The following is a 15,782-nucleotide window of genomic DNA, read 5'->3' as shown; positions in this document are numbered from 1 at the left end:
GCTTGCTCCCGATGGCGGTTTTTCAGTGTACATATCCGTTGCTGCGGTAACGGCTGCTTATGGTTCCGCTCTTACAGCGGGTCACTTTTGGAAGAGCCCAAAAGTAACCAAAAGGCTCTCGCCCCACCACTCGGCACCTCGCTTAGGCTCGGTGTGCCCGAACACAGGCTTGAATCCGTGGGCCGCCGCGATGGGCCATCCATGGCCCAGCGCGGCTAACCCGGCGTCCTGCCGGGTTGCCCACGGATTCAAGCCTGCGTTCGGCCAGCGTGGTTTTACGGGGCGCCTGAGATCAAAAGCAAAATCAAAAGCCAGCTCAAAAGCTGATGTACTTTTCTGTGGGAGCGGGTTTGTTCGCGATGGCGGCCTGACAGCCGGTCACTATTCAACTGAAGCGCCGCGTTCCAAATGTGGGAGGGGGCTTGCTCCCGATGGCGGTTTTTCAGTGTACATATCCGTTGCTGCGGTAACGGCTGCTTATGGTTCCGCTCTTACAGCGGGTCACTTTTGGAAGAGCCCAAAAGTAACCAAAAGGCTCTCACCCCACCACTCGGCACCTCGCTTAGGCTCGGTGTGCCCGAACACAGGCTTGAATCCGTGGGCCGCCGCGATGGGCCATCCATGGCCCAGCGCGGCTAACCCGGCGTCCTGCCGGGTTGCCCACGGATTCAAGCCTGCGTTCGGCCAGCGTGGTTTTACGGGGCGCCTGAGATCAAAAGCAAAATCAAAGGCCAGCTCAAAAGCTGATGTGCTTTTCTGTGGCAGCGGGCTTGCCCGCGATGGCGGCCTGACAGTCGGTCACTATTTAACTGAAACGCCACGTTCCAAATGTGGGAGGGGGCTTGCTCCCGATGGCGGTTTTTCAGTGTACATATCCGTTGCTGCGGTAACGGCTGCTTATGGTTCCGCTCTTACAGCGGGTCACTTTTGGAAGAGCCCAAAAGTAACCAAAAGGCTCTCGCCCCACCACTCGGCACCTCGCTTAGGCTCGGTGTGCCCGAACACAGGCTTGAATCCGTGGGCCGCTGCGATGGGCCATTCATGGCCCAGCGCGGCTAACCCGGCGTCCTGCCGGGTTGCCCACGGATTCAAACCTGCGTTCGGCCAGCGTGGTTTTACGGGGCGCCTGAGATCAAAAGCAAAATCAAAAGCCAGCTCAAAAGCTGATGTGCTTTTCTGTGGCAGCGGACTTGCCCGCGATGGCGGCCTGACAGCCGGTCACTATTTAACTGAAGCGCCGCGTTCCAAATGTGGGAGGGGGCTTGCTCCCGATGGCGGTTTTTCAGTGTACATATCCGTTGCTGCGGTAACGGCTGCTTATGGTTCCGCTCTTACAGCGGGTCACTTTTGGAAGAGCCCAAAAGTAACCAAAAGGCTCTCACCCCACCACTCGGCACCTCGCTTAGGCTCGGTGTGCCCGAACACAGGCTTGAATCCGTGGGCCGCCGCGATGGGCCATCCATGGCCCATCGCGGCTAACCCGGCGTCCTGCCGAGTTGCCCACGGATTCAAACCTGCGTTCGGCCAGCGTGGTTTTACGGGGCGCCTGAGATCAAAAGCAAAATCAAAAGCCAGCTCAAAAGCTGATGTGCTTTTCTGTGGCAGCGGGCTTGCCCGCGATGGCGGCCTGACAGCCAAACAATTTCAGCCAACCGAAGGTGCCATCCATGCTTGAACTGATCCTCGGTGGCGCTCGTTCCGGCAAAAGCCGTCTCGCCGAAAAGCTTGCCTGCGACAGTGGTTTGCCGGTCACTTATATCGCCACCAGCCAGCCGCTGGACGGTGAGATGAATGAGCGGGTTGCCTTGCATCGCCAGCGTCGACCCGAGCATTGGGGTTTGATCGAAGAGCCCATTGAGCTGGCGCGTGTCCTGCGCGACAACGCGGCAGTGGATCGCTGCCTGTTGGTGGACTGCCTGACCCTGTGGCTGACCAACCTGCTGATGCTCGAGGACGCAGGGCGCCTGGCGTTCGAGCGCGATCAACTGCTGGACACCCTGGCCTCGCTGCCTGGGCAGATCATTTTTGTCAGCAACGAGACCGGTCTGGGTGTCGTGCCGCTGGGCGAATTGACTCGCCGCTATGTGGATGAAGCCGGTTGGCTGCATCAAGCCCTGGCCGAGCGTTGTCAGCGTGTTGTCCTGATCGTCGCCGGCCTGCCCCTGACTTTGAAAGGTACTGCGTTATGAGTGACACCTGGTGGCTCAACCCGTGTAAGGCGATTGACGCCTCGGCGTACGAACAAGCCCTGGCACGCCAGCAGCAATTGACCAAGCCGGCCGGTTCCCTTGGCCAACTGGAAGCGCTGGCGGTGCAATTGGCGGGGTTGCAGGGACGGGTCAAACCGTCGGTGGATCGGCTGTGGATCGCGATCTTCGCCGGCGATCACGGCGTGGTTGCCGAAGGTGTATCGGCCTTTCCCCAGGAAGTGACCGGGCAGATGCTGCACAACTTTGTCAGCGGCGGCGCGGCCATCAGTGTGTTGGCGCGCCAGTTGGATGCACAGCTGGAAGTGGTCGACCTCGGCACCGTCACGCCTGCGTTGAAACTGCCCGGCGTGCGTCATTTGAATCTCGGCGCGGGCACGGCGAATTTCGTCAAGGGCCCGGCGATGACTGCGGCCCAGGGCAGGCAAGCGCTGCAAGCCGGCCGCGATAGCGTGCTGCGCGCCGTGGAGAGCGGCGCGCAATTGTTTATCGGCGGCGAGATGGGCATTGGCAACACCACCGCCGCCAGTGCGTTGGCGTGTGCCTTGCTCGATTGCCCGGTGACAGACCTGACCGGCCCGGGCACGGGGCTCAATGCCCAGGGTGTCAGCCACAAAGTGGCCGTTATCGAGCGCGCGCTGGCGCTGCACGCCGGGCAACGCGGTGATGCGCTGCAGACGCTGTTCAACCTCGGCGGGTTTGAGATCGCGGCGCTGGTCGGCGCGTATCTGGCCTGTGCCCAGGAGGGCGTCGCGGTGCTGGTGGACGGGTTTATCTGCACCGTCGCGGCGCTGGTTGCCACGCATCTGAACCCGCCGTGCCGCGACTGGCTGCTGTTTGGCCATCGTGGCGCCGAGCCAGGGCATCGCCACGTGCTGCAACGCCTCGACGCCCAGCCATTGCTGGACCTTGGCCTGCGCCTGGGCGAAGGCAGTGGCGCGGCAACGGCGGTGCCGCTGTTGCGCCTGGCCTGCGCGCTGCACGGGCAGATGGCGACCTTCGCCGAAGCGGCCGTGGCGGACCGTCCTGCATGACCTTGCACCTGGACTTGCTGCGTCACGGTGAAACCGAATTGGGCGGTGGACTGCGCGGCAGCCTGGATGACGCGCTCACCGCCAACGGCTGGGCGCAGATGCGTGCCGCCGTGGTCGAGCAGGGGCCCTGGGCCCGCGTAATCAGTTCGCCGCTGCAACGCTGTGCGCGTTTTGCCGAGGAGTTGGGTGCACGCCTCGACCTGCCGGTGAGCCTGGAAAAAGACCTGCAGGAGCTGCACTTCGGTGCCTGGGAAGGGCAGAGCGCGGCGGCACTGATGCAAACCGATGCTGAAGGCCTGGGCCTGTTCTGGGCCGATCCGTATAACTTCACCCCACCCGAGGGAGAGCCGGTCAGCGATTTTTCCGACCGCGTACTTGGTGCGGTCTCACGCCTGCATCAGGCCTATGCCGGTGAGCGAGTGCTGTTGATCAGCCACGGCGGGGTGATGCGTTTGCTGCTGGCCCGCGCGCGTGGCCTGCCCCGCGAGCAGTTGCTGAACGTCGAAGTCGGCCACGGCGGGCTGTTCAGCCTGCGCGTCGGCGCAGGCGGTTTATTGAAGGAAGACATCTGATCATGTTGCCGTTCTGGATCGCCCTGCAATTTTTGAGCAGCCTGCCGATTCGCCTGCCGGGCATGCCGCCACCCCAGGAGCTGGGGCGGTCGTTGCTGTTTTATCCACTGGTGGGTTTGCTGTTCGGGTTGCTGCTGTGGGGCTTGAACAGTCTGTTGATGGGCGCACCGCTGTTGCTGCACGCCGCGCTGCTATTGACTGCGTGGGTATTGCTCAGTGGCGGCCTGCACCTGGACGGCCTGGCAGACAGTGCGGATGCCTGGCTCGGTGGCTTCGGCGACCGCGAGCGTACGCTCAGCATTATGAAAGACCCGCGCAGCGGGCCGATTGCCGTGGTAACCCTGGGCCTGGTGTTGCTGCTCAAGTTCGCGGCGTTGGTCGCCCTGATCGAGCAGCACAGCGGTGCGGCCTTGATCCTGGCGCCGCTGATCGGGCGCGCCTCGATGCTGGCGCTGTTTCTCACCACGCGCTATGTGCGGGCAGGGGGATTGGGCCAGGCCTTGTCAGATTATTTACCGCGCGTGGTGGGCCAGCAGGTGCTGATCCTCAGCGGTTTGGCCTGCCTGCTGATCGGCGGTTTCAGTGGCGGCATCGCCGTGCTGCTCGCAGCGCTGTGCTTTATCGGCCTGCGCCGGCTGATGGTCAAGCGGCTCGGTGGCACCACTGGCGATACGGCCGGCGCCGTGCTGGAGCTGCTGGAAGTGGCGGTGCTGGTCGGGCTGGCTTTGTAACACTTTCTTGCATTTGCTCAATCGCGGGTATATACACGCTCCATGCTTGCCTCCCAATGTTTATGTATCAACCTGCGTCGCGCCGCTCGTGGCGTCAGCAGGCACTACGACGGCGCCCTCGACGGCTTCGGGATCAACGTCGCCCAGTATTCACTGCTGTGCAACCTGCAGCGGCTGGATCAGCCGAGTATTTCCAGCCTGGCCGATGCCATGGGCCTGGATCGCAGCACCCTGGGGCGCAATCTGCGGGTGCTGGAATGCGAAGGCCTGGTGCAGTTGGTCGAGGGTAGCGACCTGCGAAACCGTCTGGTGATGTTGACCGATGCCGGTACAGAGCGGCTGGCTGCTGCGTTGCCGGCCTGGGAAGCGGCGCAGCAGAAACTGATTGACCGACTGGGCGCCGACAAGCGCGAAACCCTGTTGGCCTTGCTGGACGAACTCGCCTGAGGGCGGGTTCGTTCGACGATAAGCGGGTATATACCCGCGAGCGGAGAATAAGAAATGACCTCGATGTGGCGCACCAGTGGCTGGGTTCTTGTGGGGAGTGCGCTGATCCTGGCGTTGTCTTTGGGCGTGCGTCATGGCTTTGGCCTGTTTTTGTCGCCGATGAGCGCCGAATTCGGCTGGGGCCGTGAGACCTTCGCCTTCGCCATTGCCTTGCAAAACCTGATCTGGGGCCTGGCGCAGCCGTTCACCGGGGCCCTGGCCGACCGCTTTGGCGCGACCAAAACCGTGTTTGTCGGCGGCGTTCTTTACGCCGTGGGCCTGGTGTTGATGGGCTTGTCCGATTCGGCGTGGTCGCTCTCGTTAAGCGCGGGCCTGTTGATCGGCATCGGTCTGTCCGGCACTTCGTTTTCGGTGATCCTCGGTGTGGTCGGGCGTGCGGTGGCCCCGGAAAAACGTAGCATGGCCATGGGCATTGCCAGCGCCGCCGGGTCTTTTGGCCAATTCGCCATGGTGCCGGGCACCCTGGGTCTGATCAGTTGGCTGGGTTGGTCGGCCGCGCTCTTGGCACTGGGCTTGATGGTGGCGCTGATTCTGCCGCTGGTCAGCATGCTCAAGGACAGGCCGCTGCCGGTACTGGTCGGCCAGCAGACCCTGCGTGAAGCGTTGCGGGAAGCCTGTTCCCACTCCGGCTTCTGGTTACTGGCTTTTGGTTTCTTTGTCTGCGGTTTTCAAGTGGTGTTCATCGGCGTGCATTTGCCCGCCTACCTGGTGGACCAGCATTTGCCGGCCACGGTCGGCACCACCGTGCTGGCGTTGATTGGCCTGTTCAATATCTTCGGCACCTACACCGCCGGTTGGCTCGGCGGGCGCATGTCCAAGCCGCGCCTGCTCACGGGGTTGTATCTGTTGCGTGCGGTGGTGATCGCGCTGTTCCTGTGGGCGCCGGTGACCCAGGTCAGCGCGTACCTGTTCGGCATGGCCATGGGGTTTCTGTGGCTGTCCACCGTGCCGCTGACCAATGGCACGGTCGCGACGCTGTTCGGTGTGCGAAACCTCTCCATGCTCGGTGGGATTGTGTTCCTGTTTCACCAGCTCGGCTCGTTCCTCGGCGGCTGGTTGGGCGGGGTGGTCTATGATCATACCGGTAACTACGATTTGATCTGGCAGGTGGCAATCGTGCTCAGCCTGATCGCAGCAGGCCTGAACTGGCCGGTGCGCGAGCGGCCGGTGGCCAGGCTGCAGGCGCAGATGGAGGCAGCATGAGCGGGACAGCAAGGTCGTTGGTGATCGTCGCCGGCATCGTCCTGTTGCTGATGGCCTGGTGGGGCTGGCAACGTGGAGGACTGGCGTTGATGCAACTGGGTATGTCGATCTGTTAAGTTCGGGCTCTGAATTTTTTATAGGACATTTCCACATGCACATGCGCTGGCTTGCAGTTCCCGTGTTGATGGCGGCTTTTGGCGGGGTGGCGATGGCTGCCGAGTGTCCGCCGCTGCTCGAAGGGCAACTGCCCAAGTTGCGTGCGAAAGAATCCATCGACCTGTGCCAGCGCTTTGCCGGTAAACCGCTGGTGATCGTCAATACCGCGAGCTTCTGCGGGTTCGCGCCGCAATTCAAAGGTCTCGAAGCCTTGTACCAACGCTACAAGGGTCAGGGGCTGGAAGTGATCGGCGTGCCATCCGACGACTTCAAGCAGGAAGCCAGGACCGGCGAGGAGACCGCCAAGGTCTGCTATGTGAATTACGGCGTCACGTTCACCATGACCGAGCCGCAGCCGGTCAGGGGCGCGGACGCGGTGCACCTGTTCAAGGTGCTGGCGCAGCAAAGCAACGCGCCCAAATGGAATTTCTACAAGTACGTGGTGGACCGCCAGGGCAAGGTCATCGCCGACTTCTCCAGCCTCACCAAGCCCGACAGCCCGGAGCTGATAGACGCGGTCGAAAAGGCAATCGCCTCCAAACCCTGATGGGCGCCCATTGAAAAGCCCCGCCTCCCTTGCAGGAGAGCGGGGCTTTTTTATGCCGCTGTGAATCAGAAGCGGTAGGTCATGCCCAGGCCGAAACCATTGGCACTGTTTTCATACTTGGCGTTGTAGCTGGCCAATTGGTTGGAGCGTGCAACCTTGACGTCCTCTTCCTTCAGGTAGGAGTAGGCCACGTCGACGGTCATGTTCGGCATCACTTCGTAGCCCAGGCCCAGGCTGAAGATGGTGCGGTCGCCGGTCGGGATGCGCGGCGAGCGATCCGTGTTGTTGGTCGGCGACTGGTCGAACGTCAGGCCGGTACGCAGTACCACCTGTTTGGTCAGCTGGTAAGAGGTACCCAAGGCGTAGGCCCAGGTATCGTGCCAGTTCTGGTCTTCCTTGATGGTGCTCACCAGGGCTGGCGCCAGTGCGCCGCCGGTAGCGCCGCTCACGCCCTTGTTTTCGACGGTGATGTCTTTCAGACGGCTCCAACGGGTCCAGGTCGCGCCCGCGTAGAGTTTCCACGCGTCGGTCAGGTCCTGGGTGACCGACAGGTCGTAGGACTCAGGGGTGTCGATCTTCAGCGACGCATCGTAGCGATTGCTGCGCAGGAACGGCGAAGTCGCAGTCGGTGCGGTGACTTCGGTATGGCCATCGAGCTTGTAGCTGACCTTGGAGTGATAGGTCAGGCCGACACGGGTGGTGTCGGTGGCTTGAACCAGCACGCCGACGTTGAAGCCCAGTGCGGTGTCGTCACCCTTGATCTTGATATTGGTGTCCGGCGCGGCAGGGTTCAGCGTCAGGTCCGATTCCAGGGTGCCGGCGATGCGGTTGATGGTCGGGCCAAAACCTACGGAAACGCGATCATTGAAGGCGTAGCTGACGGTAGGCTGCAAGGTGATGACTTTTACTTCGCTTTTGCTGCCAAAGCCACGGCCCTGGAAGCCGCTTTCGTAATCGGTCACCAGGCCGAACGGTGCATAGACGCCGAAGCCGACCGCCCATTGATCGTTGAGTTTATTGGTGTAGAAACCGAAAGGAACGCCAGTGAAAGGCACCATATCGCCTTTGTTGCTGCCGCGGGAGCGGCCACTCACGTCGCTGATGTCGGTGGAGGCGTCGATGGCTGCAGCGCCACCCGTGACCTGCTGGCCTTGCAGGCGTGCCATACCGGCAGGGTTGCCGTAGACAGTGCTTGCATCATCGGCAGAAGAGGAACGACCGGCGAAACCCGTACCCATCCCGCTGACGCTCTGTTCGTTCAGCGCGAAACCGCTTGCGAACAGTTGGGAAGAGGCCATGGCAACGGCGAAGCTAAGTGTGGTCTTGAGCATTACTTTTTTCATTATTAGAACTCCGTGGTGATCACCGTTGCGGAAAGTATCAATAAATTTAACATCGCGCTATAGGCTGTAATGCAGGAGATAGAGGGGTTTTGTAGGACAATCCGACCATAATTTCCGTTATTTGACGAATCTTGCAAATTCCCCGGTCGGTGGGGGCTCATGATTCATTGGCGAAACACCGGTTTACCGAGCTTTGCTCACCATGCGTAGTCCGCTTTGAGCATGAAATATTTATTTTCAGATACGTGTCACCCGTCGATAAGGCTCACTTACGCTTCAATCAGCGGGGATGGTCGACGACGCCTGAGCGGGGAGGGCTTGGCAGCAATGAATCGAAGCTCAGGCTCGCCGAAAGCGGATCATGCCGCTCGAGTTGAAGTGTAGTGTGATATTCGTGATGTAAAAGGCTGTTTTTAAAACATCTTCTTCATTCAGTTATAACGGTTATATCTATTCGAACTGAGGTCGAAATCGCCGAGTACAAATCGCGGGCAATAAAAAACCCTGTTTTTCAGACAGGGTTTTTGCGTTTCAGCGACTCGGGTCGATCAGGCAACCAGTGCCTGACGGGTACGCTCGATCACGGCCTGCAGCGGTTCTGCGCTGGAGTATTGATCGGGGTACAGACGTTCGCTGTGACGCGCGATGCCGTGTTCGTTGACCAGGGTGAAACTGAAGCAGCCTTTGCGAGCGGCCATGATCAGGCAGTTCATTGGGGCAAAAGCATTGGTGAGGGTGCGGATGGCATCCTGAGTGTGGATTTGAGCGTTCATATTATGGGTGTTCCTACAAATGACACGGTTTAAGAACCGTGCAACGTTAAAACGTTCCAGTAACGTTGATCACCATTGATCAAACGAAGAACCTGACTGGAACAAAGCCGCCAGTTTGAAGCGCTGATAATTAGGCGCGCTTGGGCTGGCAGGTAGGTACTTAGGAGGGCAGGCAACACAACAAGGGCAAAGGTTCTGGGCCCGGGGTGAAGATCCTGATCAATCTGCAGGTTGGTTCGGTCAGAGTATGGAAACTTCGCGACACCCTTTGCTTGTTCAAAGGCTGTGTCGTCGCAAGCGATACCTGGAAACCATCGAGGTGGTCGATCCCGCGTTGTTCAGGGGATTTGTTCGACCAGAATTGACTTTCAGCTTGGTACTAACGCCGCGGATAGTAATGGATCGAAACACGAAAGGAAAGCCCGCTGGCAAAAAAACTTCATTCAGCCGCCAAGCAGTCCGCGATACACCAGCACCGTAATCGCCGCCGCCAGCGAGCAGCCCAGCGCGTAGGTGGCCAGGGTCAGCCGCAGTGACTGGCCTGCTTCGACCACCTTCATCACATCCCCCATGTCATTGATCCGGCCCTCACCCAGCTCAATGCACAGGCTCAATGCCGTGAACGCCGCAGACACCAGAATGGCGATGGCAAACAATGCGCCGTCGGGGGAGGGCAGCGCCGCATTGATGCCCAGAGACGTCGCGCAGATGGCCAATAACAACACGGCGAATAACAGCATTCCTTTCATGTATCCGTACACCGATGCGCTGCCAGGTGGGGCAGTGTGGCGACCGGAAAGGCATTTGAAAAGTCCCGCTTTCGCACCTTCGGTAACATTTGCGCTGGTTGACGACTCAAAAAATCACGCCCATATAGCCGGAAGATTGCAACTTGTGCACATTGGTTGCAGCCTGTGTCGTGCTGCCGGTACTTGCACTCCGGGGCCGCCATTTGCCTGCAATGAAAATTTAAGTCAATGAAAAACATCGCTTTTTTTTATTGGTGAAAAAATCGTCAGTTTGACTGCGGCCCCCGTTCCATGGGGCTTTGCGCAAGTTAAAGCACGGTTGTCCACTGAGTTATCCACAGCTTCTGTGGATTGTCCCAGGCGCTTGCTCTAGCACGGGCGTGCAGGTTTATTTCAGCTTTACCTGCACGAAAAAAAGAGTAGAGTGGCGCGCCTTCCGATCTGTCCCACAGTGCTTTATGAAGTTTCGCTCAGTATCATCTTCTGTTACCGATACCTCCCAGACTGTTACCGCACCCAGGCGCTTCTCCCTGAAGGTCGCCTTGTGGCTGCTCGACAGTCCACGCCTGGGGCATCACACCAACGTCAAGCACTTTGCCGGGCGTTTGCTCAAACAGCCGGCCCGCGCAGGCGTGGTGGCTGCGCAGAGTCGCCTGGGCGAACTCATGTGCCGTGAATGCGGGAATGCCCGCGACCGTCGCATCGGCCACGACCTGCTGCGCCTGGCCGCCCGCGCCGGCGATCGCCGTGCCCTGCGCGAATTGGCCCAGGTCGAAGACTGAGCTGTCCTCCAGCCCTGCGCTTGGTTAACCTTGGTCTTTTTCGGTGACGGCAAATATGGCTATGGCTTTTGACTGGACCAGCCTCGCGCTGGGCCTCGCGGGCGCCGCGGTGCCGTTATTGGCGCTGTGTTGGCAGCTTCAGCGGCGCCTGACTGCGCGCACCACCGGCTGGGAACTGCTCGAAGAACGACTGGCCACCGCGCAACTGGCCCAGGAAGGGCTTGCCGCCCAGCTGGACGCCAGCCGCGATGAGATCAGCGACTTGAGCCACGCCAACGCGGCCAAGCAGGCGGATCTGGCGGCCGTGCGTCGCGAGGTCGAATTGCTGCAGATCGATCGCGATAATGCCCGCGATGCCGCCCACGCCTGGAATCTCGACCGTAGCGCCAAGGAGACCGAACTGCGCCGCCTCGACGCCCTGGCGGCCGCGTTGCAGGCCGAGCTGCGCGAGCAACAGGACAGCCACCAGCAACGCCTCACCGACCTGCAAGGTTCCCGGGATGAGCTGCGTGCGCAATTCGCTGAGCTGGCCGGGAAAATCTTCGATGAACGTGAGCAGCGCTTCGCCGAAACCAGCCAGGAACGCCTCGGTCAGTTGCTCGATCCGCTCAAGGAACGCATCCAGTCCTTCGAAAAGCGCGTTGAAGAAAGCTACCAGAATGAAGCCCGTGAACGTTTCTCCCTGGCCAAGGAGCTTGAACGCCTGCAGCAATTGAACCTGCGCCTGTCGGACGAAGCCACCAACCTGACCCGCGCCCTCAAGGGCCAGAAAACCCAGGGCAACTGGGGCGAGTTGATCCTTGAGCGCGTGCTGGAGCATGCAGGCCTGGAGAAGGGCCGCGAGTACCAGACACAAGTCAGCCTCAAGGGTCCGGACGGCGAGCGTTTCCAGCCGGATGTGCTGATCATGTTGCCCGGCGACAAGCAGGTGGTCGTCGACTCCAAGGTCAGCCTGACCGCCTACCAGCAGTATGTGGCGGCGGATGACGAGGTGATCGGCCAGGCGGCGTTGAAGCAGCACGTGCTGTCGCTGCGCAATCACGTCAAAGGCTTGGCCGGCAAGGATTACAAACGCCTGGAGGGGTTGCACAGCCTGGACTTCGTGCTGTTGTTCGTGCCGATCGAGGCGGCTTTTTCGGCGGCCTTGCAGGCCGAGCCCAACCTGTTCCAGGAAGCGTTCGACCGCCACATCGTGATCGTCAGCCCCACCACCTTGCTCGCCACATTGCGCGTGATCGACAGCCTGTGGAAGCAGGAGCGTCAAAGCCAGAACGCGCGGGAGATCGCCGAACGTGCCGGGTGGCTGTACGACAAGTTCGTGCTGTTTATCCAGGACCTGGATGAAGTGGGCAACCGGCTGCAGCAGTTGGATAAGGCTTACAGCGCAGCGCGCAACAAGCTTACGGATGGACGCGGAAATCTGGTCAGCCGCACCGAGCAATTAAGGCTGCTCGGTGCCCGCGCCAGCAAAAGCCTGCCGGCCGATTTGCTCGAACGCGCGATGACCGACTCTGATGGCGTGGCGCACGTCCCCGAATAAAAACGCAGCCCCAGTGTGGGAGGCGACTTGCTCCCGATAGCGGCGGGCCAGCTACGTTTTGGTTGGCTGAGCGACTGCAATCGGGAGCACGCCCCCTGCCACATTTTGACCGAGTGAAGCAGGCTTACAGCGGCAGGTGCCGGCTTAACAGCGCCCGCAGCGCTGCAGGTTTTACCGGCTTGGCGAGGTAGTCCAGCCCCGCTGCGTGAACTTCGGCGACTGTCTCTGCACGGCCATCGGCGCTGATCACCACGCCGGGAATCGGCTCGGCCAGCTGCGCACGCAACCAACCCATCAGCCCGGTGCCGGTTTCGCCGTGGTCCAGGTGATAGTCCACCAACACCAGTTGCGGACGTACGCCGTCGGCAAGCAAGACGGCGCATTGCGCCTGATCGGCGGCGGTCCATACTTCGCAGCCCCACCGGGTCAGCAGGCTGCGCATACCGATCAGGATGCTGTCTTCGTTGTCCACGCACAGCACGCGCGCGCCACTCAGCGGTTGGCCGGTTTCCTGCGGCGCCTTGAGCGGTGGGCTGGCTTGGTTGCGCGCCAATGGCACGCGCACGCTGAACACGCTGCCTTTGCCCGGCCAGGAGCGCACGCTCAGGCGGTGGCCCAGCACCCGGCACAAGCCATCGGCAATCGCCAGGCCCAGGCCCAGGCCTTTCTCGGCGCGGGTCTGGTGGCTGTCCAGGCGCTTGAACTCCTCGAAAATGACCTTCTGTTTATCCAGCGGAATGCCCGGGCCACGGTCCCACACCTCCAGGCACAATTCCCCGCGACGCCGGCGTACGCCCAGCAGCACCGGGCCTTCGGCATAACGGAATGCATTGGTCAGAAAATTCTGCAAAATCCGCCGCAGCAGCTTGATGTCACTGTCGACTCGCAGACGGCTGCCGCGCAGACGAAAGCGCAAGCCTTGCTCCTGAGCCAACGCCTTGAACTCGGCGCCAAGGGTGTCGAACAGTTCGTTCAGTACAAACGGCTGACGCTGCGGGTTGATCTTGCCGTTTTCCAGGCGCGAAATGTCCAGCAGGTCGCTGATCAGGTCTTCAGCCGAACGCAGCGAACTGTCCAGGTGCTGCACCAGTTGCCGGGCGTCGCTCGAAAGGCCGTCGTGCTGATGGGAGAGGGCGGCGGAGAACAGACGTGCGGCGTTCAAGGGCTGCATCAGGTCATGGCTCACTGCGGCGAGAAAGCGGGTTTTCGACTGGCTGGCAGACTCGGCCACGCCTTTGGCGTCGGTGAGTGCCAGGTTGAGTTGCGACAGTTCATGGGTGCGCTCGGTCACCCGTTGTTCCAGCCCTTCATTGGCCTCGGTGAGGGCCTGCTCCGCTTCGCGGAACGCGGTGATGTCGGTGAAACTCATGACAAAGCCGCCGCCCGGCATCGGATTGCCGATCAGCTCGATCACCCGGCCATTGGGAAACAGACGCTCGGAGGTGTGCGCACGGCCCTGGCGCATCCAGTGCAGACGTCGCGCCACATGCACCTCGGCCTCGCCCGGGCCGCACAGGCCGCGTTCGGCGTTGTAGCGAATGATGTCGGCAATTGGCCGGCCCACGCTGATCAGCCCGTCCGGGTAGTTGAACAGCTCCAGGTAACGGCGGTTCCAGGCCACCAGCTTGAGTGACTGATCGACCACGCTGATGCCCTGGGTGATGTTCTCGATGGCGCCTTGCAACAGGGCCCGGTTGAACTGCAGCACTTCCGAAGCTTCGTCGGCGATTCGGACGACGTCCTCAAGCTGCATTTCCCGACCTTCAATGGCAGCTTTTACCACGGCCCGCGTCGACGAGGCGCCGAGTACCCCGGCCAGCAGGCGTTCGGTGTGGGCGATCCAGTCATTGTCGGCATTCTGGTTGGGGTTGAAACCTTTGCCCTGACGATAGGCGAAGCGGATGAAGCTCTGCTGCGCGCGTTCCTCACCGACAAAGCGCGCCGCCAGGCTGAGCAGGTCGCTGATCTGCACCGACAGCATGGAGCGCGCGCTGGCACGCTGGCTGGTCTCCTGGCCGATAAAGCGGCCGGCCTGCCAATGCTCGGAAACCCGGGTGCGCGACAACATCGACACCCACACGAAGAGAGTGAAGTTGCCTGCCAGGGAAAACACCGTGCCGAGGGTCAGCGAGGTGACGGACAACCCCAGCGGGTGCGAATGCAGCCAGGTCATGCCGGGGAAAATGCTGAAGGACCAACCGAGGCTTTTCGCGGTCACCGGTAGGACCAGGGTGTAGAACCACAGGAACGTGCCCGCCGCGAGGCCTGCAAACACGCCACGCCGATTGGCCTGCTTCCAGTACAACGCGCCGAGCATGGCGGGCGCCAGTTGGGTCACGGCGGCAAAGGCGATCTGACCGATGGTGGCCAGGCTGGCGGTGGAGCCCAGCAACCGATAGCTGACATAGGCCAGCAGCAGGATGATCACAATGCTGACCCGGCGCACCGAGAGCATCCAGTGGCGGAACACTTCGAACGGCCGCTCGGCGCTGGAACGGCGCAGCAGCCAGGGCAGCAGCATGTCGTTGGACACCATGGTCGACAGCGCGATGCTGGCCACGATTACCATGCCGGTGGCGGCCGAGGCGCCGCCGATAAACGCCAATACCGCCAGCGCCGGATGAGCTTCGGCCAGGGGCAGGCTGATCACGTAGGAGTCGGGCAATACCGAGCCGGGCAACAGCATCTTGCCGCCCAGGGCAATTGGCACCACGAACAGTGCGGCGAGGATCAGGTACGCCGGAAACACCCATTTGGCCAGGCGCAGGTCCTGCGGGTCGATGTTCTCGACCACTGTGACGTGGAACTGCCGTGGCAGGCAGATGATCGCCATCATGGCGACGCCCGTCTGCACCACCATCGACGGCCAATTGATGGTCTCTTTCCAGTATTCCTCCAGCCGGGGCGCGAGCATCGCCTGGCTGAACAGGTCGTCGAAGCCGTCATACAAGCCGTAGGTCACAAACGCGCCGACCGCAAGAAACGCGAACAGCTTGACCAGCGATTCGAATGCAATCGCCAGCACCATCCCTCGGTGGTGTTCGGTGGCGTCGAGGTTGCGGGTGCCGAAGACGATAGTGAACAGCGCCAGCACCAGTGAAACCACCAGCGCCGTGTCCTGGGCGCGGGTGCCGGTGGTGTCGGCGCCAGAGCCGATCAACAGGTTGACCCCCAGCACGATGCCTTTGAGTTGCAGCGCGATATACGGCAGCACGCCGACCAGGCAGATCAATGCAACCACCACGGCCAGCGACTGGGATTTGCCATAACGGGCGGCGATAAAGTCGGCGATGGAGGTGATGTTTTCCTGCTTGCTGATCAGCACCATCTTTTGCAGCACCCAGGGTGCCAGTACCAGCAACAGCACCGGGCCCAGGTAGATCGGGATGAATGCCCACAGCTGTTCGGCCGCCTGGCCGACGGCGCCGAAGAAGGTCCAGCTGGTGCAATACACCGCCAGCGACAGGCTGTACACCCAGGCGCGCACACGTGGTGGCAATGGCGCGCGGCGGCGGTCACCGTAGAAGGCGATGGCAAACATAATGGCCATATAGGCCAGGGCAACGGCGGCGATCAGCCCGCTGGACAGCGTCATGTTAACTCCGAGCACAGGAACACCCAGGCAGACCCGGCCCGGC

General features: G+C 61.3%; 13 protein-coding genes. 9 read left to right on the top strand and 4 right to left on the bottom strand.

Annotation, left to right across the window (positions count from 1 at the left end):
* The first annotated feature begins 1,667 nt into the window (after positions 1-1,667).
* The 7 genes from cobU to RHM60_RS08270 all read left to right on the top strand — a co-directional run bounded on the left by cobU (position 1,668) and on the right by RHM60_RS08270 (position 6,957).
* Positions 1,668-2,189, top strand: a complete 522-nt coding sequence (cobU, locus tag RHM60_RS08300; protein WP_322214165.1) for a bifunctional adenosylcobinamide kinase/adenosylcobinamide-phosphate guanylyltransferase — start codon at positions 1,668-1,670, stop codon at positions 2,187-2,189.
* A complete protein-coding gene (gene cobT / locus RHM60_RS08295; protein ID WP_322214164.1) occupies positions 2,186-3,241 on the top strand; it encodes a nicotinate-nucleotide--dimethylbenzimidazole phosphoribosyltransferase in 1,056 nt (351 codons plus the stop codon). Before cobU ends, cobT begins: the two co-directional genes overlap by 4 nt.
* Positions 3,238-3,813, top strand: a complete 576-nt coding sequence (gene cobC, locus RHM60_RS08290) for an alpha-ribazole phosphatase family protein (protein ID WP_322214163.1) — start codon at positions 3,238-3,240, stop codon at positions 3,811-3,813. The genes cobT and cobC overlap by 4 nt, the downstream gene beginning before the upstream one ends.
* Before the next feature lie 2 nt (positions 3,814-3,815).
* Positions 3,816-4,544 (top strand): adenosylcobinamide-GDP ribazoletransferase, encoded by a 729-nt coding sequence (locus RHM60_RS08285; protein ID WP_322214162.1) that lies wholly within the window; start codon positions 3,816-3,818, stop codon positions 4,542-4,544.
* 42 nt (positions 4,545-4,586) lie between these two features.
* Positions 4,587-4,991, top strand: coding sequence for a MarR family winged helix-turn-helix transcriptional regulator (locus RHM60_RS08280; RefSeq protein ID WP_209983523.1), 405 nt, complete (start codon positions 4,587-4,589; stop codon positions 4,989-4,991).
* Positions 4,992-5,045: 54 nt separating this feature from the next.
* Positions 5,046-6,254, top strand: coding sequence for an MFS transporter (locus RHM60_RS08275; protein ID WP_416195169.1), 1,209 nt, complete (start codon positions 5,046-5,048; stop codon positions 6,252-6,254).
* Between the two features lie 151 nt (positions 6,255-6,405).
* The gene (locus RHM60_RS08270; RefSeq protein WP_209983521.1) at positions 6,406-6,957 is read left to right on the top strand and encodes a glutathione peroxidase; all 552 of its coding nucleotides are present in this window, start codon (positions 6,406-6,408) and stop codon (positions 6,955-6,957) included.
* Positions 6,958-7,022: 65 nt separating this feature from the next.
* On the opposite strand, the gene RHM60_RS08265 is transcribed toward RHM60_RS08270, so the two are convergent.
* From RHM60_RS08265 to RHM60_RS08255, 3 genes are all read right to left on the bottom strand, one after another.
* On the bottom strand, positions 7,023-8,300 hold the full coding sequence (locus RHM60_RS08265; protein ID WP_057010350.1) for an OmpP1/FadL family transporter: 1,278 nt from the start codon (positions 8,298-8,300) through the stop codon (positions 7,023-7,025).
* Between the two features lie 548 nt (positions 8,301-8,848).
* Positions 8,849-9,073: a hypothetical protein gene (locus tag RHM60_RS08260; RefSeq protein ID WP_003175353.1), complete on the bottom strand. Its 225-nt coding sequence runs from the start codon at positions 9,071-9,073 to the stop codon at positions 8,849-8,851.
* A 443-nt stretch (positions 9,074-9,516) separates the two neighbouring features.
* Positions 9,517-9,822, bottom strand: a complete 306-nt coding sequence (locus RHM60_RS08255) for a hypothetical protein (protein ID WP_209983520.1) — start codon at positions 9,820-9,822, stop codon at positions 9,517-9,519.
* A 458-nt stretch (positions 9,823-10,280) separates the two neighbouring features.
* On the opposite strand from RHM60_RS08255, the gene RHM60_RS08250 reads away from it, so the two are divergent.
* Together RHM60_RS08250 and rmuC are read left to right on the top strand one after the other, a co-directional pair.
* The gene (locus RHM60_RS08250) at positions 10,281-10,604 is read left to right on the top strand and encodes a sel1 repeat family protein (RefSeq protein ID WP_209983518.1); all 324 of its coding nucleotides are present in this window, start codon (positions 10,281-10,283) and stop codon (positions 10,602-10,604) included.
* A gap of 175 nt (positions 10,605-10,779) precedes the next feature.
* On the top strand, positions 10,780-12,144 hold the full coding sequence (rmuC, locus tag RHM60_RS08245) for a DNA recombination protein RmuC (protein ID WP_209990442.1): 1,365 nt from the start codon (positions 10,780-10,782) through the stop codon (positions 12,142-12,144).
* A 124-nt stretch (positions 12,145-12,268) separates the two neighbouring features.
* Here the strand turns inward: rmuC and RHM60_RS08240 are convergent, their stop codons facing one another.
* Complete coding sequence (locus tag RHM60_RS08240) at positions 12,269-15,739, bottom strand: NahK/ErcS family hybrid sensor histidine kinase/response regulator (RefSeq protein ID WP_322214161.1); 3,471 nt, start codon at positions 15,737-15,739, stop codon at positions 12,269-12,271.
* Positions 15,740-15,782: the final 43 nt, after the last annotated feature.

This window comes from Pseudomonas sp. MH9.3 (assembly GCF_034354675.1).
Classification (GTDB): domain Bacteria; phylum Pseudomonadota; class Gammaproteobacteria; order Pseudomonadales; family Pseudomonadaceae; genus Aquipseudomonas.
This window is presented reverse-complemented; position numbering and strand designations above follow the sequence as displayed.

Coding starts and splice junctions, on each gene's coding strand:
- cobU (WP_322214165.1), top strand. CDS start 1,668: ATGCTTGAACTGATCCTCGGTGGCGCTCGTTCCGGCAAAAGCCGTCTC.
- cobT (WP_322214164.1), top strand. CDS start 2,186: ATGAGTGACACCTGGTGGCTCAACCCGTGTAAGGCGATTGACGCCTCG.
- cobC (WP_322214163.1), top strand. CDS start 3,238: ATGACCTTGCACCTGGACTTGCTGCGTCACGGTGAAACCGAATTGGGC.
- RHM60_RS08285 (WP_322214162.1), top strand. CDS start 3,816: ATGTTGCCGTTCTGGATCGCCCTGCAATTTTTGAGCAGCCTGCCGATT.
- RHM60_RS08280 (WP_209983523.1), top strand. CDS start 4,587: ATGCTTGCCTCCCAATGTTTATGTATCAACCTGCGTCGCGCCGCTCGT.
- RHM60_RS08275 (WP_416195169.1), top strand. CDS start 5,046: ATGACCTCGATGTGGCGCACCAGTGGCTGGGTTCTTGTGGGGAGTGCG.
- RHM60_RS08270 (WP_209983521.1), top strand. CDS start 6,406: ATGCACATGCGCTGGCTTGCAGTTCCCGTGTTGATGGCGGCTTTTGGC.
- RHM60_RS08265 (WP_057010350.1), bottom strand. CDS start 8,300: ATGAAAAAAGTAATGCTCAAGACCACACTTAGCTTCGCCGTTGCCATG.
- RHM60_RS08260 (WP_003175353.1), bottom strand. CDS start 9,073: ATGAACGCTCAAATCCACACTCAGGATGCCATCCGCACCCTCACCAAT.
- RHM60_RS08255 (WP_209983520.1), bottom strand. CDS start 9,822: ATGAAAGGAATGCTGTTATTCGCCGTGTTGTTATTGGCCATCTGCGCG.
- RHM60_RS08250 (WP_209983518.1), top strand. CDS start 10,281: ATGAAGTTTCGCTCAGTATCATCTTCTGTTACCGATACCTCCCAGACT.
- RHM60_RS08240 (WP_322214161.1), bottom strand. CDS start 15,739: ATGACGCTGTCCAGCGGGCTGATCGCCGCCGTTGCCCTGGCCTATATG.